Raw genomic sequence first — 22508 nt, forward strand, 5'->3', positions numbered from 1 at the left:
TAAAGAAGTAAACTCATTAGAACAGCTTGGAAGCTGGATTCAAGAGAGTGTAGATAAGGATAAGCCTTTGCCTTATCCTGAGGATCTTAGTGTGTATGAGAAACAGTTTGCCAAGGGAATGATTCCTTTTTACCTAACGTATGAGGGAGCTCATGAATCTGGGATCTCACTTAAAGCTTTAAATAAACTACTCCAATCTTATTTTGACGGAAAAGTACTCTTAGTTCCCTTAGAAGAAGATAGATGGTCTATATTAGCTGAATTAGGTTTAGTATTAGATAATACGGATGAAGATATGGACCAAATGGCTCTGCAGCAAAAGATGCAGTTCTCCATTGAAGAAGAGCTTGCTGCCTTTACCGATGGTCTTCATGAGGTAATTGCAAATGAGTGGGTTGGGGTCTTTCATCTATCCGTAGCTAAACCTCTATTCAATATAGCTTACTTACCTCCTACGATCTCTTTTCTTAGAGAAATAACGGAACTGGGTAAGAAGTTTAAAGTTGGCGAGCATGTTTACTTTCCATGGCAATTTCATTTGGAACGTTTGATCTATAGTATACCTGAGGAAGTGAGAGCAAATTATCTAAAAGGAATGAGTAACACCTCGATCCTTTTTGAGGATGAGACGATTTCTACTTTAGAGACCTTTTTTCAGATGGATTGTAACGTAAGTGAAACGGCAAAACGTCTTTATATTCACCGTAATACTCTAATTTATCGCTTAGATAAGATAAAGCAAGAGACAGGACTTGATGTGCGTACCTTTAAAGATGCAGTATTGGTCAAGTTGACTCTCTTCATGTACAAAGTGACGAAAACCTCTTAATTTTTTTGTGTGAATTGTGCATAGTCACAAGCACGGTTCCCAGGTTATTATAAGAGCAGGAAATGAATTCGATTACATTATGCTATATCGTATATGTATTCGCTTTCATAATTAAATCGAAACGATGCTGAGGAGGCAATAATCATGGCTGGTGTACGCTTAGAACATATTTACAAACAATATCCGGGTGCAGAAAAAGCAACAGTTGTTGATATTAACTTAGATATTAAAGACAAAGAATTTCTCGTTCTGGTAGGTCCGTCCGGTTGTGGTAAATCTACAACACTTCGGATGATCGCTGGCCTTGAGGAAATCTCCGATGGCAAACTATATATTGGGGATCGCGTTGTAAATGACGTAGCTCCTAAAGATCGTGATATCGCGATGGTATTCCAATCTTACGCTCTTTATCCACATATGAACGTTTATCAAAATATGGCGTTTGGTTTGAAACTTCGTAAAGTGAAAAAAGAAGAAATCGATAAGAGTGTTCGTGAAGCAGCTAGAATTCTTGATATCGAGCATTTGCTGGATCGTAAACCAAAAGCTCTTTCCGGTGGTCAACGTCAGCGTGTAGCTTTGGGACGTGCAATCGTTCGTAACCCACAAGTTTTCTTGATGGATGAGCCGCTCTCTAACTTGGATGCGAAACTTCGTGGACAAATGCGTGCTGAAATCACTAAACTTGCGAAACGTCTTGAAACGACTGTTATCTACGTAACGCATGACCAAATCGAAGCGATGACGATGGGTGACCGTATCGTAGTAATGAAAGACGGCTTTATTCAACAAGCAGCTTCACCGGAAGAACTGTACAATCATCCTACAAACTTGTTTGTAGCTGGTTTTATTGGATCACCTACAATGAACTTTATTACTGGTAAATTGACGCAGCAAGGTGAAAGCCTTCGCTTCGCAGCAGCTGGTCTAGATGTAGAAATTCCACAAGGTAAAGCACAAATTCTTAAAGGCAAAGGTTATGCTGGCAAAGAAGTAATTCTGGGTGTTCGTCCAGAAGATATTCATGAAGAGCCAGTATTCTTGGAAGCTTCTCCACACACAGCTTTCACAGCTAAAGTAGATGTTAGTGAGAACCTTGGTCACGAATTGCTCTTGTACCTGAGTGGTGTAGGTAATGATGTAACGATCGCACGTGTTGATGGACGTTCCAATACTCGCGATGGTAACACAGTTAAAATGGCAATTGATATGAACAAAGTTCATATCTTTGATAAAGAAACAGAAGCAAACGTACTTGTTCAAGATTAATACAAGTATGATGCACTAAAAAAGGGGGTTGTCAGGCTTTTCTAAAGCCTGGCAGCCCCTTATTTTTAATTAAATAATATTAGGTTAAGAACATTATGGAACATTAAATTAATGAATAACTTTGATTGTTGAGAGTTGCGATAATTAAGAAAAACTAATGTTCTACTTCAGAAATACTACATGAAAGGTGCAACTTGCCGAACATTGCAATCAACTTCATTTTCCGATACGATGAGTACAATGATAATCAGGTTAATATAGATAGAGAACTGTACATAATAGTGGCAACACTTTCTCTTTAAATCCGCGTTATATTTGCCGTACCGAAAGGAAGATAAAATATGGCTAAAAAAGTAAAAGTATCGCAACTTGTTAATGAATTTCAAATGGAAGTTGTCTCAGGTGAAAATGGTCTAAAAAGACCAATCACGGTAGATGATCTGAACAGACCAGGCCTTGAGATGGCAGGATATTTTGAGTATTATCCATCAGAACGGGTACAGTTGCTAGGAAGAACTGAACTTGCTTTTGTTAAGATGCTGCCCGAGAAAGAACGTCGGGAACGTATGGAAGGTTTGTGTCACGAAGAAACACCTTGTATTGTTGTCACTCGTGGCCTCGATGTTCCTCAAGAACTGATTGATATCAGTAATGAGAAAGACCTGCCTGTACTGCGCAGTACGATGGCGACAACCATTCTATCAAGCCGTATTACGGGATTCCTCGAAGGAAAGCTGGCTCCGACCACAACCATTCATGGTGTTCTTTGTGACGTATATGGCATCGGCCTACTCATAACAGGAAGCAGTGGAATTGGTAAAAGTGAGGCTGCTTTGGAGCTTGTTAAACGCGGTCATCGTCTTGTTGCCGATGATGCGGTTGAGATCAGCCAAACATCAGACAATCAATTACACGGAACAGCACCAGAACTCATTCGTCATCTGCTTGAGATTCGGGGCGTCGGGATTATTAATGTTATGACCCTGTTTGGAGTAGGTGCCATCCGTAATCATAAAAGAATTACACTCGTTGTCCGCTTAGAAGCTTGGCAGCAGGATAAGCAATATGACCGTCTGGGTCTTGATGAAGAGACAACTCGAATTATTGATACCGATGTTCCGCTCGTCACCATTCCAGTACGTCCAGGCCGTAACCTTGGGGTTATTATTGAAGTGGCAGCGATGAATTTCCGTCTGAAGCGGATGGGTGTGAATGCGGCTCTGCAATTTACGAATAAGCTGACAGCTACTATTGCTGAAGATAACGATGATATGGACTGAAAATTAGATTAAATAAACTATAGAATATAAACGAGTATGAACGGATTTTAAACTTGCGATAGAGGATGTAACAAGCCAGCATGGGTTATATTATCAACGAAACAGGGAGTGGGTAGATGGGTACCTTATTACTTGATCCGATTGCATTTTCTATCGGTTCGCTCAGTGTCCATTGGTATGGACTAATCTTGGGGACAGCAGCCATTGTAGGTCTGCTGCTCGCAATACAGGAGGGGAAACGTTTTGGAATCCCCTCTGATTTTTTCATGGATTTATTGCTGCTCGGCGTTCCTTCTGCTATTATCGGAGCACGAATTTACTATGTAGCATTTACGTGGGATGACTATAAGAATAACTTATGGGATGTCTTTAAAATTTGGAATGGCGGTATTGCCATTTATGGAGCATTAATTGGTGCTATCATCTGTGCCTTTTTCTATTTCCGGCATAAAGGTTATAATTTCTGGCGTATCGTGGATATTTGTGCTCCTTCTCTTATTATTGGACAGGCAATTGGTCGCTGGGGGAATTTCGTCAATCAGGAGGCATACGGCGGACCTGTAGATGAGTCTTTCCTTAGAAATACGCTACATCTACCTGACTTTATTGTAAACCAGATGAATGTGCAGGGTACTTTTCATCACCCCACTTTTTTATATGAATCTCTCTGGAATATCGCAGGACTGATTATACTTCTTGTTTTACGTCGTCAAAAATTCATGCGTGCAGGAGAGTTATTCCTGTCCTATTTCATATGGTATTCAATCGGTCGGTTCTTTATCGAAGCACTGCGTACAGACAGCCTTGGATTCCAAGGTCCAGAGTGGCTTGCATCTCTCGTAAATGCTTTGTGGTCTCCTATGACCGCAATGGGATTTGAACTGGGTTATTTAGACCCTGCTTATGGAAATATCCGTATATCACAAGTATTATCAATTGCAATTATTATCGTCGCTATTATCCTCATTGTAGTTAGACGCGTAACAGGCGCTTCAAATGAACGTTATATGGATCCGATTGTGTCCAGTAAGACTCCTGCAGATGGAGGTAGTGACAACGTTTCAGAACTAGAACGAAAAAAAGATCACAGAAATGAGTCATCTTCTATCGGTTCTGGTACTGATCAGAAAAAGGAGTAACAAAGGAGCAATAGCTAAATGATTAAAACGGTTTTATTTGATTTAGATGGTACGATTATTGACACGAATGAGCTGATTATCAGCTCTTTCATCCATGTTTTGAATGAACTCGGTCCGGGCGCACTTTCTAGAGAAGAAATTATTCCTCATATGGGAGGCACACTGGAGCAGCAAATGCAGGCATTTACCGGAAAACCTGATGTAGCCGAATATGTTACAGGATACCGTGCCTACAACTCGGTTCATCATGATGATATGGTGAAGCCTTTTCCGGGTGTAATGGATGTAGTGAAGAAACTGCACGAGCAAGGGATACGTATGGGTGTAGTTACGACTAAAATAAGACCAAGTACCCTTCGAGTACTAGAACAGTTCGATCTTCTAAAATATATGGAGTCCATCGTCACAGTATCGGATGTAACTCATCCAAAGCCGCATCCAGAACCGGTTCTTACTGCGGTGAAGCAGCTTCAGGTGGATCCATCGGAGACGCTAATGGTAGGCGATAGTCCAGTCGACATTCAATCCGCCAAAGCAGCTGGCGTTAAGGCAGCAGGTGTAGCTTGGTCCCTAAAAGGGGAAGCGAAGCTTAGAGAGTATGACCCTGATTATATTTTGCATGATATGCATGACATTCTTACTCTGACCAAGAAGGAGTAGTAAATACTGTGAGGAAGCTGGAACGTTATCCCGTTGAAGAGCAGAATGCACTATGGCATATCTATCGAACGGTTAGTCCCTTCAAAGGGGTTCGTAACTTCGTCTGGGTGCAGCTAGCAAGATATTGTCCCATCTTACCTTTGAAAAATTGGATTTACAAAAGCCGTCTTCGCATGGAAGTGGGAGATCACACGGCATTTGCACTAATGGTGATGGTCGATGTGTTTTTCCCAGAACGGATCCATGTAGGAACCAATTCTGTAATAGGATATAACACAACGATTTTGGCACATGAGTATCTCATTCATGAATATCGCCTGGGTGATGTATGGATTGGTGATAATGTATTAATCGGTGCGAACACGACGATCCTGCCTGGAGTAACCATTGGGGATGGAGCAGTGGTTGCCGCAGGTTCTGTGGTTCATAAGAATGTGGCTGCAGGCGCTTTTGTCGGGGGTAATCCTTTGCGGGAACTTGGTTCTCAGCGGGAAAGCGGAAGTAGCACACTACACTAAAGAGTTCTCTTTACACCTAAAAGAATAGAAAGTATGGAAGACCGCTTATCGAGCGGTCTTTTTTTTGTGATATAACCCTTTTAATCAAATTATGGGTGTACATACAGCAGTTTAGAAGAAGACAAAGAATTGACGATAAAAGGGAAATCGTGGTAAGATACCGAATAATACTTTAATTTGTTAGATTGGTAGCACTTTAATGCAGTGAAGATAAGATAAAGATTACAGTAAAAATCATGGATAACGAATCCGGTGTGAATGTTAGGAACTATAGATGCAGAGGTGAACAGAAATGACCAAACCAAAAGGTTTTGAAAAGCCAGCCGGTGTACGTGATTACCTTCCTCATGTCGTAGATAAGTTGAGACGGATCGAACATAGAGTGCTGGAATGTATGAGCAGCTGGGGATATCGGCAGATTATTACCCCTTCCATGGAATATTACGATACCGTAGGTGTGGCTAGTTCAACGTCCGATCAAAAACTGTTTAAGTTGTTAAACAACCGGGGAACGACACTCGTGCTCCGTTCCGATATGACAGCACCGATTGCGAGAGTAGTCTCTTCTATGCTTAAGGATGAGAAGTTGCCTCTACGGCTTTCGTATCATGCGAATGTATTCCGGGCGATTGAAGAAGAAGCAGGACGTGAAGCAGAATTCTTTCAAACCGGTGTAGAACTGGTCGGCGATGACTCACCCGAAGCAGACGCTGAGGTTGTAGCTCTAGCGATCAGTTCCCTACAGGCGGCTGGAGTGACGTCATTTAAAATAGCGATGGGTCATGTGGGATTCTTGAATGGTTTACTCGGTGAGATTATCCCAGAAGAAGTAGATTTGCAAGAAGAATTAAAGGCAGTACTACTGAAGCGTGACTATGTAGGTTACCGTGAGAAAATTGAAGATTTGTCATTATCATCAGAGCAAAAAGAGCGACTTGAGACTATATTACGTCTTCGGGGCGGAAAAGAAATAGGTGAGCGTGCTGAATCATTGGTCTCAAGTGATGAAGCACGAAATTCAGTGCAGCATCTGTGCGCAGTGTGGGAAGTACTCGAAGCTTATGGAGTATCAGAACATGTACTGATCGATTTAACGATGCTTGGCGATTTTTCATACTACACAGGAATGACGTTTGAGGGATACGCATCAGAACTTGGATTTCCGGTATGCAGCGGGGGCAGGTATGACAAGTTGCTAAAACAGTTTGGGAAAGACATTCCCGCGACGGGTTTTGCAATAAAGACAAACCGAATCATTGATGGAGTGCAAGGAATTCGAGCAGAGCAGCCGCTTCCTGTACTTATTGAATATACGAAGGAACACCGAGTAGAGGCTTTATCTCAAGCATTGCAGCTAAGAACGGAAGGACGGACCGTCGTCACTAGACTCATGCAAAGAGTAGAGGATCGTTATCACCAGGGTGTAGATACAAATGAGCAGGGAAGTAACTGTGCGGTGTCTACCCTTCAAGGGAAATACGAAAAAATATATACGTACAGCAGTCCGTTATAGATCTGCCTAAGTATCAAATAAGAAAGGAGCAAGGCATATGAGTGAAATTTTAAAAGTAGCGATGCCCAAAGGGCGAATCTATAAAAAAGCATCTCAATTGTTCCGCGCAGCAGGCATATACATTCCCGAGGATATTGACGATACAAGAAAGCTCGTCATTCCTATTCCAGAAGCATCTTTAGAGTTCATTATGGCGAAGCCTGTTGATGTTCCTACGTACGTAGAATATGGAGCGGCTGATATCGGGATTGTGGGAAAAGATGTGCTTTTAGAAGAAAATCGTGACGTATACGAACTGCTCGATCTTGGTATCGCCAGATGCCGTATGTCTGTGATCGGGTTACCTGATTGGGAGCCAGGCATTAGGCAGAGAGTAGCGACGAAATATCCGAATGTGGCTTCACAATATTTTCGTGAGCAAGGGCAGCAAGTAGAAGTTATTAAACTAAATGGATCAATTGAACTTGCACCGCTAATTGGCTTAGCTGATCGAATTGTAGATATGGTAGAGACAGGGCAGACCTTAAAAGAGAACGGTCTTATTGAACTTGACAGCATGTTTGATATTACAAGTCGTTTGATTGCGAACCGAGTTAGTTATCGTATGAAAAACGATCAAATTCAAGGGATTTGTGATTCATTGCAACAAGTCATCAATGCAGCAGCAAGGTAATCATAAATGATACTCATTTGCCTGAGGGCAGGAATGCAGGTCCATAGAGGCTAGAGCTAGTAATGAAGATGTTAGATAAATAGATAGATTTATTAGAAGCAAATTGCTTTAGATAGAGGCTCAGATAACGAAATGTAATGGCGTTTTTAGCATCTATGAAGGTGCATTTCTGCTCAGTGAAGACATTATTTAAAGATAGGGAGTGGAGTGAGATGAAAATTGTAGCAGCTCAGGATTTTCGTCTGGATCGGAATGTGGATTATGGAACAAACGAACAGAATGAATCAGTTCGCCAAATCGTTTCCACTGTTCGTAACGAAGGGGATTCCGCAGTACTCAGGTATACCGCGGAGCATGACCGTGTAGTTCTTACTCCAGAACAGCTCAGAGTAACGAAGGAAGAAATGATGGCAGCCTACGATAAGGTAGATCGCGATTTTGTATCTCATATTCGCGAAGCTGCTAACAATATCCGTAGATTTCATGAGAAGCAAAAGCGGAATTCATGGATGGATTTTGAACCCGATGGAAGCCTGTTCGGCCAAATTATTAGACCGCTTGATCGGGTTGGGGTCTATGTACCTGGAGGGAAAGCGGCTTACCCATCCTCTGTACTCATGAATGTTATTCCAGCGCAAGTGGCGGGTGTGAAAGAGATTGTGATGGTTACACCGCCAGCTACAAGTGGCGGTGAAGGGATTAACCCGTACATTCTCGTTGCTGCTGCGGAAGCAGGCGTAAGCGAGATGTACCGGGTCGGCGGCGCTCAGGCTATAGCGGCGCTGGCTTACGGCACAGAAAGTATTCGCAAGGTCGACAAGATATGTGGACCAGGCAATATTTATGTGGCGCTCGCGAAGCGAGAGGTGTTCGGTGCCGTCGATATTGATAGTATCGCAGGGCCAAGCGAGATTGTCGTGCTGGCTGATGAAACGGCGAGAGCCGAATATGTAGCAGCCGACTTATTGTCTCAAGCCGAACATGATGAGATGGCTTCTGCTATTCTTGTCACAACTTCTAAGCTGCTGGCAGAGGAAGTGCAGGCAGAGGTGGAAAAGCAACTAAGCCAGCTGCCAAGGGAGAAGATTGCTCGTGCTTCAATCGATTGTCACGGCAGTATTATTGTTGTTAATTCTGTGCTTGAAGGTGTTGAAGTGGTCAACAAGCTCGCACCGGAACATCTAGAAGTGATGGTTCAAGAGCCGATGTCCTATGTATCTCATATCCGGCATGCGGGGGCTATTTTCCTTGGGCCGTACAGCTCGGAGCCTGTCGGGGATTATTTTGCAGGTCCTAACCATATCATCCCGACGAACGGAACAGCGAGATACGCATCGCCCGTGGATGTAGATGATTTCACTAAGAAATCAAGCTTAATTTACTATAGCAAGGAAGCATTACTAGCAAATGGAGAAGCAATTATTGGGCTTGCTCGTCATGAGGGGCTAGAAGGGCATGCACGGGCAATTGAAGTCCGGTTAAAGCGAGAAAAACAAAGTTAATGTTCGGTTAAAGCATGGAAACAAGGATGAGCGCATCTAAAAGTCAGACTTTGTTGATCTTCTAATAGAGTGACCAGCGCGCTGTAACGTATACAGTACGACATACAGTACGACATACAGTACGACATACAGTAAGACAAACAGCAAGACAGCAAATGAATATAGCAAATCAATATAGAAGAGTGATTGAAGGGTGGAGAACCAGATGGCAAATGATGCACAGCAATTTCTTAATGATGGACGCGGGGCGAAAGTCAGCCGGAGAACGAATGAAACGGATATTCAGCTTAGTCTTGGTGTAGATGGAAGCGGTCGTACTGAGATCGAGACCGACGTTCCTTTTTTAAATCATATGCTTGATCTGTTTACGAAACATGGACAATTCGACCTTCAGGTAAAGGCGAAAGGTGACATAGAAATAGATGATCATCACACGGTTGAGGATATCGGAATTTGTCTTGGCCAGACACTTCTAGAAGCTTTGGGTGACAAAAAAGGGATCAAACGTTATGCAAGTGTATTTGTTCCTATGGATGAAGCATTGGCACAGGTCGTCATTGATATCAGCAACCGGCCTCACTTTGAATACCGGGCTGATTATCCGTCTCAGCAGGTAGGAAGCTTCTCGACGGAACTTGTCCAAGAGTTCTTATGGAAATTCGCACTGGAAGCGCGTATTACGCTGCACGTGATTGTTCACTACGGACAAAACACACACCATATGATCGAGGCTATTTTTAAAGCGCTCGGCAGAGCAATCGATGAAGCAACACTCGTTGACCCGCGTGTTACGGGAGTTCCATCTACGAAGGGAGTGCTCTAGTCTATGACCATTGCCATTGTCGACTATGGGATGGGAAATCTTCATAGTGTAAGCAAGGCGATCGAACGGCTTGGCTATGAAGCACAAGTAACGGGTAAGAGAGAAGAAATTATGGAAGCATCGGGTGTGGTATTACCAGGAGTAGGAGCTTTCGGCGATGCTATGCAGCACCTAAGAGAAACGGAGCTTGATAAAGTGATGCGAGAGGTCCAGGAGAAAGAGGTTCCGCTCCTTGGCATATGTCTTGGCATGCAGCTGTTATTTAGCAGCAGTGAGGAACATGGGCGTCATGAAGGGCTGAATATTATACCGGGGCGGGTAGTACGGTTTGAAGACCGTTCTTCATACAAAGTGCCGCATATGGGTTGGAATGAGCTTCAGTTTATACAGCAAGACAATCCACTATTTCAGGATCTGACGGAAGGTCACGTCTATTTTGTGCACTCCTATCATGTCGAACCAGAGGATAATGCGGACCTGCTTGCGGTAACTGATTATGGATTTCCTGTTACAGCAATTGCCGGCAGAGGTTCAGTATATGGAATGCAGTTTCATCCAGAGAAGAGCGGAGAGCTCGGTATGCAGCTTCTGAAGAACTTTTTAAAACTAGCGGAGTCTAGTAATTAATCTGGAACATTTATAAGGGGGCCTATGCGATGACAGCATTCATGATTTACCCGGCAATTGATATTAGAGGCGGAAAATGTGTACGCCTTGTTCAGGGGGATTACAACCAGGAAACCGTGTATCATGACAGTCCTGTAGAGGCAGCAAAAGCTTGGGAAGATCAAGGCGGGTCGTTCATCCATTTAGTGGATCTCGATGGAGCTAAAGCAGGGTCGCCCGTTAACATCGAAGTCATCGGACAGATTGCATCGGCGGTTCAAGTACCTGTTCAGGTAGGCGGGGGAATTCGCAAAATAGAGGACGTTAAGAAACTGCTCGATCTGGGCGTTGCAAGACTCATTCTAGGCACTGCAGCTATTGAGGATCGGCAGTTTACGGAGCAAGTGCTTGGTACATATGGTGATAAAGTAGCCATTGGTATTGATGCGAGAAATGGTTATGTGGCAACTCGCGGCTGGCTCGAGACATCAGAAGTGAAAGCAGAGATCCTTGCAAAAGAACTTGCCATTTACGGAGCGCAGACTTTTATTTTCACGGATATTTCGAGAGACGGCATGATGCAAGGACCTAATGTGGAGGCCATTGTTGCACTAGCGGCAGCTAGCGGCCAAAAGGTCATTGCTTCTGGCGGTGTAAGCACGATGGAGGATCTTGTAAAACTGCACAGACACCGGGAAGATGGGGTAAGCGGAGCAATTATCGGTAAAGCATTATACACAGGAGCGATTGACCTAAGACAGGCGGTTGAAACTGTAGAGAATAGGGGCGTTACTGATTTGAAATAAATTCAAGTCGCGGCTAAATAAAGTCTTTGCTAGAAAGTAAAGAAAATAAGCTGAAAAGAGGTTGGATGATGCTAGCTAAACGAATTATTCCTTGCCTTGATGTAAAGGACGGCAGAGTGGTCAAAGGTGTGAATTTCGTAAATCTGCGTGACGCGGGAGACCCCGTAGAGCTGGCTGCCTTGTATGATCGTGAAGGTGCGGACGAGATTGTGTTTCTTGATATATCAGCATCTGTAGAAGGACGACAGACAATGGTAGAAGTTGTACGTCAGACGGCTGGTGAGATTGCAATCCCTTTTACGGTAGGCGGGGGCATTAAGCATGTTGATGATATGAAGACAATCCTTCGTGCAGGTGCCGATAAAATCGGAATCAATACAGCGGCTGTTCTGAATCCATCTTTAATTAAAGAAGGTGCGCTCAGGTTTGGCTCGCAATGCATCGTGCTTGCTGTAGATGCCAAATGGAATGATGAATTTGGTGAATGGGAAGTGTACACACACGGCGGCCGTAAGCCTACTGGGATTAGGACACTTGAGTGGGTGAAGCAGGCAGAGAAGCTCGGAGCAGGTGAACTGCTGCTTACAAGTATGGATGCCGATGGAACAAAGAATGGTTTTGATATTCGTCTGACGTCCGCTGTTAGTGATGCAGTAGGCATTCCCGTGATCGCTTCGGGAGGAGCAGGGAAAGAGGATGATTTTGAGGAAGTGTTTACAGCAGGAAAAGCGGATGCAGGACTTGCTGCAACGATTTTTCACTATAAAGAAATTGCAATTCCTCATCTAAAACAACATTTGAAAGCCAAAGGGGTGGAGATTCGATGAGCAATCAATTAAAAGATCAGCTATCACTGGGACAGGTAACCGAATATATCAGGTGGAATGATCAAGGGCTCGTCCCTGCCGTAATCCAAGATGCTGATTCTAGGGCCGTTTTGATGCTGGCCTATATGAATCAGGAATCCCTGAAAAAATCTTTAACTACGGGAGAAACTTGGTTCTGGTCACGTTCGAGAAATGAACTCTGGCATAAGGGAGCTACCTCTGGGAACGTACAATCCATTGTTTCTGTAAAATACGACTGTGATGGCGATACCCTATTGTTTTTGGTTAAACCGAAGGGTCCGGCGTGCCATACAGGTGAAACGACTTGTTTCTACCGTGAGATTCATGGTGTTCATACAGGGGAAGCGGAAAGTAAGCCTTCTATATACACAAGTCATCGCTTTGATGTGCTCGCAGAGCTTGAGTCGGTGATTGCCGAACGTGAAAGAGACCGCCCTGAAGGTGCATATACCACGTACCTGTTCGACAAAGGGGTAGACAAGATTTTGAAAAAAATTGGTGAAGAAGCATCAGAGACGATTATTGCAGCAAAGAACAAAGATAATGAGGAACTGAAGCTTGAGGTTAGTGACTTGATCTATCATTTGTTGGTTTTGTTGCAAGAACGCAAACTACCTTTGGACCAAGTGTTAAAAGAACTCAGTCTGCGTCACGAGCGTCCGCGCCGCGATTAGAGTAAGGGAGGAATACTCATGTTAATTGATTATCATACCCATCATGCCAGATGCGGACATGCGGTAGGAGACCTGGAGTCATATGTTACACAGGCCGTCAAACTTGGATACAATGAGATTGGTTTGTCAGATCATATGCCTCTACTCCACGTTAATCCAGCTGAGTATTATCCTGAGATGGCGATGCCTATAGAAGAGCTGCCAAGATACATTGAGGAATGTCTTTATCTAAGAGATAAGTATAAGAATGACATTGAGGTACGTGTTGGTCTCGAAGGAGACTACATTGAAGGTTATGAAAAAGAGATCGAAGAGATCATCTCAGCCTATCCTTTTGACTATGTCATTGGATCTGTTCACTTTCTGAAAGAATGGGATATTACCGATCACAGACAGGTCCACCACTGGGAAGGAAAAGATGTGCTCGAAGTTTACGAATTGTATTACGATGCTGTTCAAAAAGCCGCAAAAAGCGGACTCTATGATTTTCTTGGACACATTGATGCGATCAAACGATTTACATATAAGCCTAAGCAAGAAGAGCAGGAAGCTTGGTATGCGCTAGAACGCGAAACCCTAGAGGTAATTGCTGAATGCGGAATTCCAATTGAGCTGAATGCCTCAGGCTTATCGAAGCCGTGTGCGGAAATGTTTCCTAGTGAGCGCATGTTAAAGCAGGCCTATCAGCTGGGGATACCGGTAACGGTTGGTTCGGATGCCCATGATCCGTTGAAAGTAGGAGAGAATGTAGATCGTGCCAGGAACATTTTAAAAGAGATTGGGTATACCGAACTTGCTACCTTTAAAGAGAGAAAGCGCTTTATGGTCTCTTTGTAATCTCTAACAAGCGTAGTATAATAAAGGAAAAACATCCTGTTTTTCTATATATAAAGCATCCTATGGTTCATTGTGAACCGTGTACTTTCGAGATTGCGGGACTGTAATGTTAAAAATAAGTTCTTCAGGAGGCATGTATGCAGCACTCTCTCCGTATTTTTTCGGGATCATCCAATCCTCAACTGGTACAAAATATATGCCAGAAGTTAGGGGTAGAGCAGGGTAAAATCAAAATATCCCGCTTCAAGAGCGGGGAGATTTACGTGCACTATGAGGAAACGATTCGGAATTGTGATGTTTTTCTTGTGCAGTCTTTATCAAGACCAATCAATGAGTTACTAGTTGAACTGCTTGTCATGATTGATGCAGCTAAACGTGCTTCTGCCCGAACAGTCAATATTATCCTGCCTTATTACGGTTATGCGAGACAGGAGAGAAAGTCTGCTCCAAGAGAGCCCATTTCTGCAAAGTTGCTGGCTGATGTACTCACAACAGCAGGAGCAAACCGGATTGTAACCATTGATCTTCATGCAGCTGCAATTCAAGGTTTTTTTAATATCCCGGTTGATCATCTTACTGCGCTGGATTTAATTAGTGATTATCTTAAAAGCAAAAACATTGATAAACCTGTCATTGTATCGCCTGATGCGGGAAGAGCATCGATGGCAGAGAAACTGGCAAGCAGGCTCGATTCCCCGTTTGCAATCATGATTAAGAAGCGTCCAGCTCATAATGAGTCTGTCATTACTCATGTGATCGGGGATGTCGACGGCAGAACTCCTATTATTATTGAAGATTTAATTGATACAGGAACGACGATTGTTAACGTAGTGGAAGGGCTTAAAGAGAGAAATGCATATCCAGCGATTGTTTGCGCAACGCATGGACTTTTTTCAGGATCGGCACTAGAAAAACTCTCTCACCCACATATTGAGGAAGTGATTGTCACGGATTCTATTGAACTTCCGCCTTCGGGTCCACCTTGTTTTACCGTCTTATCGGTTGCTCCTATGCTGGCAAGGGCAATCCGTATCATTTTGGATGGCGGTTCTATTGCTACATTATTCAAAGATGCAGGTATCTAAGGACGACGAATAAAAGATTCAGCAAGGTTCTTCAGCGAAGAGCCTTGTTTGCGTTGGGCCTGGCAAGGTTAGCAGGCTGACCGTAAAGGGTAATAAGTAGGTAGAAGACACCAAGTACCGCGGGAGTTTCTCATAAAACGTGTACATCCCCTTTATAGAATGGGGAAATCAATTTCATAACTCATTAAAACGATAAATTTGTAACTATATATAGACAAATAGAACCATTTTGATCTATATATACTACTGACTAAAGCAACGAAAGGTATTATGAAATTGATTCAGTGAAGTAAATTTTTCATCCGTTGTATAGTTCTGCAATACGAGAAGAGTCCTTCAGATTATGTTATACTGGAGAGTATGAAATCGTATGATATAAGGAGGTGCCTTGGCACGTATGAAGGGCAAACCGCAGCGGACTGATCGCTCTCTTGTCAATGTTGTACCGATTCAACTGGACGCTTCTTTTTTCTTTGAAAGAGCTGTCCGCTCGCTGGATCGCAATCATTATGACAAGGCATTAAAATATTTTAGTAAAGCAGCTGAATATGAACCGGAAAACCCGGTCAATCATTGTAATGTGGCAGGTATTCTGTCCGAGATGGGAGATTATGCCCGCTCTAATGAAATTTTGAACCATGTGCTCACTGAAGTCGATCCCTCCATGATGGAGTGTTATTTCTATATGGCGAATAACTACGCGAACATGGAACAGTTTGAAGCCGCAGAAGAAGCAATTGTTACTTATTTGGAAGAGGATGAACAAGGGCAGTTTCTGGATGAGGCGGAAGAAATGTTAGATCTTCTGTTCTATGAACTGGGCCGGAAGGCTCCGGTGAGACGAATTAAAGCTAGAGAAGGGATCGCAGAGCATGATTATGCTCGCAGCCTGCTGGAGGAAGGGAAGTTTGCTCAGGCAGCAGAAATGCTGGAGAGTATTACAAGAGATCAGCCTGATTTCACAGCTGCACGCAATAATCTTGCCTTAGCCTATTACTATATGGGAAGATTCGCAAAAGCGAAGGATACCATCTTTGAATTGTTAGCAATGGAGCCGGGCAATCTGCACGGTCTATGTAATCTTGCTATTTTCTATCAAAATGAAGGTAATAAAGAACAGGTAGAAGCACTGATAAAGCAACTGCAGACTCTCGTTCCTTTCGAGCAAGAGCATGTCTTTAAATTAGGAACGACGATGGGTATTCTGGGAGAACATGAAGCAGCGTATGCTCACTTCCGCAGACTACTTAAGAATAAAGAAACTGCAAGCGACCCTTCGCTTGTTCATTATGCTGCAGTGGCAGCATGTAATACGAAGAGATACAAAGAAGCCGAGCGGCTATGGGGAATGGTGCAGGCACTCGATCCTGAATCAGAGGTCCCTAAGTTTTATATTTCCAGGCTGTCAGCACGGAAGGAAGATCAAGATTTTGGAACGGTAAGTTACCATTATCATTTGCCGTTTGAGGAACAATTTCGACTGTGGGAAAAATACGGGGCGAGTATTCCAGAAGATATCAAGAATGATCCACTCATTCGTTCTTCTTTCTTCTGGGCGCTGCATCATGGTGATGATACGAGTAAAGCCCAAGTCATCAGTGCACTGCGTCATATTGGTGACTATGAAGTATACCAGGCACTTACTGATTTCCTAGAACAACCAGCTGAGACTACGGAGCTCAAAGAGCTGGCTTTTTCCGTACTGCGTGAGATCGGGGAACCGGAGATGCTTTTGAAGGAGCAGAGTCAGAATAGCAATTTACGTTCTGCCGATTCTAGTTCAGCAGGTGAAGAGTTATTTATACCGGATAAGCAACATAATGAAGCAGCAGGGCCATCCCAATACGAGCAGCTGGATGATAAACAACAAGCGGTCTTAAATAAAGTGCTCGAGAAGATGGACCAGCAACCTGATATTTTGCGTAAGGGAGTTCAGTATTTATGGGCAGACTATTTGAAGCAAGTTGCTCCAGAATTGCCATCGATCTCTCTCATTGAAGGATGGTCCGCTGCACTCGAATATCTCACTGTCAAATCAGCAGGCAAGGAAGTTACCTATAAGGAAGTGGCTGGCCATTATGGCATTTCAGCTTCCACGGTAAGCAGGTACGCTAAGCAAATTGATCTAGTGTGTAATTCTACACATTTGTTAAAGCCCGTATTTGGGTCTTTATCGGAGAAGCTGTAGTAGTAAACTTTATTTTGTAAAAGGGAGGTAACGATGTATGACTCATTATAAATCCGTTATTATTGGCACAGGTCCGGCGGGACTTACTTCTGCAATATACTTGGCACGGGCTAACATGGATCCGCTCGTTATTGAAGGCATGGAGCCAGGAGGCCAGCTTACAACAACAACAGAAGTTGAAAATTTCCCTGGATTCCCTGAAGGGATTCTTGGTCCAGAGCTCATGGACAATATGCGTAAACAAGCAGAACGCTTTGGAGCTCAGTTCAAAAATGGCTGGGTAGACAGCATTGATCTTGCTGAGCGTCCTTTCCGCATTAAAGTAGAAGGCCAAGAGGAAATCACCGCAGATTCCGTTATTATTTCTACCGGAGCTTCTGCTAAATATTTAGGAATCCCAGGCGAAAAAGAAAATGTAGGGCGCGGCGTGAGCACTTGCGCAACCTGTGATGGTTTCTTTTTCCGCAACAAAAAGATTGTTGTTGTTGGCGGGGGCGACTCTGCTATGGAGGAGGCAAACTTCTTGACCAGGTTTGCTTCAAGCGTAACTATCGTACATCGCCGCGATCAATTGCGGGCCTCCAAAATCATGCAGGACCGTGCGAAAGGTAACGAAAAAATAAAATGGGCTTTAAATCGTTCCCCTCTTGAAGTCATTGCTGACGATCAGGGAGTAAAAGGCCTTAAAGTTCATAATAATGAAACAGGGCAGGATGAGCTGGTGGAAGCAGACGGCGTATTTATTGCGATCGGGCATACACCGAATACAGCCTTTTTGCAGAATCAAATCACACTGGACGCAGGTGGATATATTGCTTGTAATCCAGGAACTACAGAAACGAATATCCCTGGTGTTTTTGCTTGTGGTGATGTGCAGGATACGAAATATCGTCAAGCCATAACAGCAGCAGGATCGGGTTGTATGGCTGCTATGGATTGTGAGAAGTACCTTGAGGGCAGCATGGCTCATGACTGGAGCGAAACATTGAACAACGAACAATAATATGAAAAGCTGGCCGGGCACAAAAGGGTGTCCGGACGGCTTTTTTACTTACATTGATTGGATAAGACTTGTGAGAAATGGAAGGGTATTCGTCTTGACCGGTCCCCTTCGTTCAATTATAGTGATAACGTATGAATAAATATTACAGATGATAAAGGTGGCTTGCTAGCAATGTCTGAAAATGTCTACGTTGGAGTGGATTTAGGCGGTACGGCAATCAAAGTTGGGATCTGCAATGAGCAAGGAGTACTTCTGCATACATATGAAGGTCCGACAGAAGTGAGTAAGGGCGTTGATACTGTCATTTCAAACATCGAGAAATATGTCCGTCATATTGTGGAAGAATCACCATACAGTTGGGAGCAACTTGCAGGAGTCGGAGCAGGTGTAGCCGGATTCACTAATGTGCGAGAGGGAGTAATCGTACTCGCGCCTAACGTAGGTTTTAAAGATGTACCGATTCGTTCGATACTCGAAGATAGGCTGGGAAAGCTCGTTAAGATAGATAATGATGCGAATGTTGCGGCTCTTGGAGAAGCGTGGGCTGGATCAGGTAACGGAGTTGAAAACTGTGTCTGCTATACGCTAGGTACGGGTGTCGGCGGTGGAATTATTATTGATGGTAAGATTTATCAAGGGTTCTCAGGAATGGCTGGCGAGATTGGACACACAAATGTAGTACCGGATCTAGAAGCGATTCAATGCGGATGCGGGAAAATGGGATGTCTGGAAACGGTTTCCTCAGCTACAGGAATTATACGTATGGCAAATGATGCAGTAGAACGTGGAGATCATACTTCACTTCAATCCGTAGATACCATTATGGCAAAAGATGTATTTGATGCGGCGAAAGCAGGAGATGAGGTAGCACTGCGTATTGTTCATCGTGCAGCTTATTATCTTGGAAAATCACTGGCATCGGTTGCGGCTGTATTAAATCCTGAGATGTTTATCATTGGCGGAGGGGTTTCTAAAGCAGGTGATATTCTGTTTGATGAAGTGCGCAGCGTGTTTGCAAGTCTTGCACCCGAGCCTCTTCAAAAAGGGGTAACCATTGTACCGGCAACCCTGGGAAATGATGCTGGTATTGTAGGCGCAGCTGGATTATTCATTCGTTCCTAAGATCGTACGCAACTTAAAATAATAATAGTAAGTCATTAGATAGACGAACTGAAATTGATAGGGGGAAAAACATGTTTGAAGGTGAAAAATCACCAGCAGGTGGAGCAACCCTTATTATCATTACAGGGATGTCAGGTGCAGGAAAGACCATTGCGGTTCAGAGTCTGGAAGATCTAGGTTTTTTCTGTGTTGATAATTTGCCTCCCGTTCTTATTCCTAAGTTTGCAGAACTTATTGTTCAATCGAATGGTAAAATTGGTAAGGTGGCACTTGTCATAGATTTACGGGGACGAGAGTTTTTCACTGCCCTGTCTGAATCTTTGAATTATATTAAGGATCAATTTACGATTCACTGTGAAATTATGTTCCTTGATGCTCAAGACAGTGTTCTTGTGCAGCGATATAAAGAAAGCCGGCGGAGACATCCGCTTGCACCAGAGGGTATGCCGCTTGATGGTATAAGACTGGAACGCAAAATGTTAGAAGAACTTAAAAATTCTGCTACACAGGTGCTCGATACCAGCAGCATGAAGCCTGCGCAGCTGAAAGAAAAAATTATTTCAAGGTTCTCTCATTTAGAGAGTCATATGTTGTCCGTAAATGTTACTTCCTTTGGTTTCAAATACGGTATTCCTATTGATGCTGATTTGGTATTTGATGTTCGTTTTCTGCCAAATCCACATTACATCGAACATCTGCGTCCGAATACAGGACAGAATAGTGATGTATACGAATATGTAATGAAGTGGCCAGAAACACAGGCGTTTTTAACAAAACTGCTTGATATGCTTCATTTCCTTATTCCTCAGTACCGGAAAGAAGGTAAAAGCCAGGTCATTATCGGCATTGGATGTACAGGCGGTAAGCACCGGTCCGTTGCAATTGCTGAGTATTTAGGTAAAATGCTTGGCGCGAGTGAGACTGAATCTGTGGTAGTGAGCCATAGAGATGCAGATCGCGATCGCGGAAATCACTAAATAAAGTAGAATCTATAATATTTCGACAAGAATTACTTGGTTTTATCGATTTAGGGATGACACCTGCATAGGATACAACATACAATGTATGGACCGCTCATACCGCAATCGTTAGTCATCATTTTCAGGAGAGTAACGGATTGCTGACCTTGAGCAACCTCTTATAGAAGGTGAAGTGATAGAAGTGGCTGTAGAGCAAATGAAACGTCCGCATCTTGTCGTTATGGGTGGCGGAACAGGGCTATCTGTCATGTTGCGGGGGTTAAAAAATAAGCCGCTTGATATCACGGCAATAGTTACGGTTGCCGACGATGGGGGAAGCTCAGGCATGCTGCGGGATGAACTGCAGATGCCTCCTCCAGGTGACATCCGTAATGTGCTCACAGCGCTTGCTGATGTAGAGCCGTTGATGTCAGAATTGCTTAATTATCGTTTTAGTGGAAATGGTGGATTATCCGGTCATAGTCTTGGAAACTTGATTTTGGCTGGAATGACAGATATAACAGGTGATTTTGTAACAGCGGTGAGAGAGATTAGCCGTGTTTTTGCTGTACGCGGGCAAGTATTGCCAGCTGCGGCGGAAGCTGTTGTGCTCCGCGCCGAGATGGAGGATGGTACGATCGTTACCGGCGAGTCCCAGATTCCAGCCTATGGCGGACGGATTAAAAGAGTTTATCTTGAACCGGACCACGTGGAGCCGTTGCCAGAGGCTATTCAGGCAATTGAACAGGCAGACGCCATTATTATTGGTCCCGGCAGCTTGTATACCAGCATTTTACCTAATCTTCTTGTTCCTAAATTGGCAGAAGCTGTTGTGTCCTCTAAGGCTGCGAAGATTTTTATTGGTAATGTGATGACACAGCCAGGTGAAACCGATGGTTATTCTGTTGGAGACCATTTGAAAGCCATTGATGCCCATATAGGACATCGTATATTTGATTACGTCATTGTTAACAATGGCGATATTCCTGAACCCGTTCAGGAAATGTATGCAGAAAAGGGTGCAAAACCAGTACAGCTTGATCTTGAAGAGATTTTGAAGTACTCGAATGAATGCATCGCAGATCGACTTGTCATGTACCGGACTTATTTACGGCATGATGCGAATAAACTAAGTCATCATATCTACACGCTAGTGCAAAACTGGATGATTCGAAAGAGGTGAGATCCTTTGTCGTTTGCGGCACAGACTAAAAAAGAATTAACTCTGATCGAAAGCGAGCCTTGTTGTGAGAAAGCGGAGCTATCTGCACTCATCCGTATGCTTGGCTCGGTCCAGCTATCGAACAAGAAGGTTATTTTAGATGTTTCTACGGAGAATGCTGCAATTGCTAGGCGAATCTATTCTTTGCTCAAAAAGCACTTTCAGGTGCATACTGAGTTATTGGTTCGTAAAAAGATGCGGCTTAAAAAGAATAATGTATACATCGTAAGAGTTCCGGTTCGAGTGCAGGAGATTTTGAATGAATTGGAGATCGTATCCGAAGGGTTTATATTTACACCAGGAATCAATCCAAATGCCATTCATAAAAACTGCTGTAAACGGGCTTATTTGCGAGGTGCATTTATGGCGGGAGGTTCTGTTAATAACCCGGAAGGATCCTCTTACCACTTAGAAATTGCCTCAATGTATGAAGAGCATTGTCAGGCTCTCGTGGATCTTGCGAATGAATTTAATCTGAATGCACGCTGTATCGAGCGGAAGAAAGGGTTTATTTTCTATATTAAAGAGGGCGAAAAAATCATCGAGATGCTTAGCATTATTGGTGCACATCAGGCTTTGTTTAAATTTGAAGATGTCCGTATTATGCGCGATATGCGCAATTCGGTGAATCGAATTGTTAACTGTGAGACAGCAAATTTGAACAAAACAATTGGTGCAGCTGTGCGTCAAATTGAAAACATAAAACTCCTTGATAAGGAAATAGGGCTCGAAACTCTTCCTGATAAACTGCGTGAAGTAGCAGAAGTAAGACTTGCGAATCCAGATATTAATTTGAAGGAAGTCGGGGAATTACTAAAAGGAACCGTCAGCAAATCAGGCGTGAACCATAGACTTCGTAAAATCGATGAAATGGCAGAGAAAATTAGAGTAGAAAAAGGACAACTTATATAGTGTGAGATTTATCATAAAGAAGTCTTTTTTCTTCTAGTTT

General features: G+C 43.4%; 22 protein-coding genes (1 of these 22 only partly in view). All 22 read left to right on the forward strand.

Annotated elements, in window-relative coordinates:
* On the forward strand, positions 1-829 hold the 3' portion of the coding sequence (locus tag QPK24_RS00715; protein ID WP_285745393.1) for a PucR family transcriptional regulator. 290 nt of this gene lie to the left of the window's left edge; 829 of the gene's 1119 nt are visible here — the last part of the coding sequence; the start codon falls outside the window, past its left edge; the stop codon is at positions 827-829.
* A gap of 144 nt (positions 830-973) precedes the next feature.
* Complete coding sequence (locus QPK24_RS00720) at positions 974-2098, forward strand: ABC transporter ATP-binding protein (RefSeq protein ID WP_285745395.1); 1125 nt, start codon at positions 974-976, stop codon at positions 2096-2098.
* A gap of 341 nt (positions 2099-2439) precedes the next feature.
* Positions 2440-3378, forward strand: coding sequence for an HPr(Ser) kinase/phosphatase (gene hprK, locus QPK24_RS00725; protein ID WP_160036704.1), 939 nt, complete (start codon positions 2440-2442; stop codon positions 3376-3378).
* A 116-nt stretch (positions 3379-3494) separates the two neighbouring features.
* Complete coding sequence (lgt, locus tag QPK24_RS00730; RefSeq protein ID WP_285745398.1) at positions 3495-4517, forward strand: prolipoprotein diacylglyceryl transferase; 1023 nt, start codon at positions 3495-3497, stop codon at positions 4515-4517.
* An 18-nt stretch (positions 4518-4535) separates the two neighbouring features.
* Entirely contained in the window at positions 4536-5177 is a 642-nt protein-coding gene (gene ppaX / locus QPK24_RS00735; RefSeq protein ID WP_285745400.1) for a pyrophosphatase PpaX, read from the forward strand.
* 8 nt (positions 5178-5185) lie between these two features.
* A complete protein-coding gene (locus QPK24_RS00740; RefSeq protein WP_160036707.1) occupies positions 5186-5695 on the forward strand; it encodes an acyltransferase in 510 nt (169 codons plus the stop codon).
* Positions 5696-5987: 292 nt separating this feature from the next.
* Complete coding sequence (locus tag QPK24_RS00745; RefSeq protein WP_285745403.1) at positions 5988-7208, forward strand: ATP phosphoribosyltransferase regulatory subunit; 1221 nt, start codon at positions 5988-5990, stop codon at positions 7206-7208.
* A 37-nt stretch (positions 7209-7245) separates the two neighbouring features.
* Positions 7246-7881 carry an ATP phosphoribosyltransferase gene (gene hisG, locus QPK24_RS00750; protein ID WP_160036709.1) on the forward strand — a complete coding sequence of 212 codons (636 nt, stop codon included), beginning with the start codon at positions 7246-7248 and terminating at the stop codon, positions 7879-7881.
* A gap of 212 nt (positions 7882-8093) precedes the next feature.
* The gene (gene hisD / locus QPK24_RS00755; RefSeq protein WP_285745405.1) at positions 8094-9383 is read left to right on the forward strand and encodes a histidinol dehydrogenase; all 1290 of its coding nucleotides are present in this window, start codon (positions 8094-8096) and stop codon (positions 9381-9383) included.
* Positions 9384-9588: 205 nt separating this feature from the next.
* Positions 9589-10206: an imidazoleglycerol-phosphate dehydratase HisB gene (gene hisB / locus QPK24_RS00760; RefSeq protein ID WP_285745407.1), complete on the forward strand. Its 618-nt coding sequence runs from the start codon at positions 9589-9591 to the stop codon at positions 10204-10206.
* A gap of 3 nt (positions 10207-10209) precedes the next feature.
* On the forward strand, positions 10210-10833 hold the full coding sequence (gene hisH, locus QPK24_RS00765) for an imidazole glycerol phosphate synthase subunit HisH (protein ID WP_285745409.1): 624 nt from the start codon (positions 10210-10212) through the stop codon (positions 10831-10833).
* Positions 10834-10862: 29 nt separating this feature from the next.
* Positions 10863-11618 carry a 1-(5-phosphoribosyl)-5-[(5-phosphoribosylamino)methylideneamino]imidazole-4-carboxamide isomerase gene (gene hisA / locus QPK24_RS00770; protein ID WP_285745411.1) on the forward strand — a complete coding sequence of 252 codons (756 nt, stop codon included), beginning with the start codon at positions 10863-10865 and terminating at the stop codon, positions 11616-11618.
* Between the two features lie 68 nt (positions 11619-11686).
* Positions 11687-12445: an imidazole glycerol phosphate synthase subunit HisF gene (hisF, locus tag QPK24_RS00775; RefSeq protein WP_285748990.1), complete on the forward strand. Its 759-nt coding sequence runs from the start codon at positions 11687-11689 to the stop codon at positions 12443-12445.
* Positions 12442-13140, forward strand: coding sequence for a bifunctional phosphoribosyl-AMP cyclohydrolase/phosphoribosyl-ATP diphosphatase HisIE (gene hisIE, locus QPK24_RS00780; RefSeq protein ID WP_285745413.1), 699 nt, complete (start codon positions 12442-12444; stop codon positions 13138-13140). Before hisF ends, hisIE begins: the two co-directional genes overlap by 4 nt.
* Positions 13141-13158: 18 nt before the next feature.
* A complete protein-coding gene (hisJ, locus tag QPK24_RS00785; protein ID WP_285745415.1) occupies positions 13159-13977 on the forward strand; it encodes a histidinol-phosphatase HisJ in 819 nt (272 codons plus the stop codon).
* A gap of 137 nt (positions 13978-14114) precedes the next feature.
* A complete protein-coding gene (locus tag QPK24_RS00790; RefSeq protein WP_213535892.1) occupies positions 14115-15062 on the forward strand; it encodes a ribose-phosphate diphosphokinase in 948 nt (315 codons plus the stop codon).
* Positions 15063-15459: 397 nt separating this feature from the next.
* Entirely contained in the window at positions 15460-17250 is a 1791-nt protein-coding gene (locus tag QPK24_RS00795; protein ID WP_285748992.1) for a tetratricopeptide repeat protein, read from the forward strand.
* A 37-nt stretch (positions 17251-17287) separates the two neighbouring features.
* Positions 17288-18253, forward strand: coding sequence for a thioredoxin-disulfide reductase (gene trxB / locus QPK24_RS00800; RefSeq protein ID WP_285745419.1), 966 nt, complete (start codon positions 17288-17290; stop codon positions 18251-18253).
* A 171-nt stretch (positions 18254-18424) separates the two neighbouring features.
* Positions 18425-19375 (forward strand): ROK family glucokinase, encoded by a 951-nt coding sequence (locus tag QPK24_RS00805; RefSeq protein ID WP_285745421.1) that lies wholly within the window; start codon positions 18425-18427, stop codon positions 19373-19375.
* A 71-nt stretch (positions 19376-19446) separates the two neighbouring features.
* On the forward strand, positions 19447-20352 hold the full coding sequence (gene rapZ, locus QPK24_RS00810; RefSeq protein WP_285745423.1) for an RNase adapter RapZ: 906 nt from the start codon (positions 19447-19449) through the stop codon (positions 20350-20352).
* Between the two features lie 199 nt (positions 20353-20551).
* The gene (locus QPK24_RS00815) at positions 20552-21517 is read left to right on the forward strand and encodes a gluconeogenesis factor YvcK family protein (RefSeq protein WP_160036740.1); all 966 of its coding nucleotides are present in this window, start codon (positions 20552-20554) and stop codon (positions 21515-21517) included.
* Positions 21518-21523: 6 nt separating this feature from the next.
* On the forward strand, positions 21524-22468 hold the full coding sequence (gene whiA / locus QPK24_RS00820; protein WP_285745425.1) for a DNA-binding protein WhiA: 945 nt from the start codon (positions 21524-21526) through the stop codon (positions 22466-22468).
* Positions 22469-22508 lie beyond the last annotated feature (40 nt).

This window comes from Paenibacillus polygoni (assembly GCF_030263935.1).
Classification (GTDB): Bacteria; Bacillota; Bacilli; order Paenibacillales; family Paenibacillaceae; genus Paenibacillus; species Paenibacillus polygoni.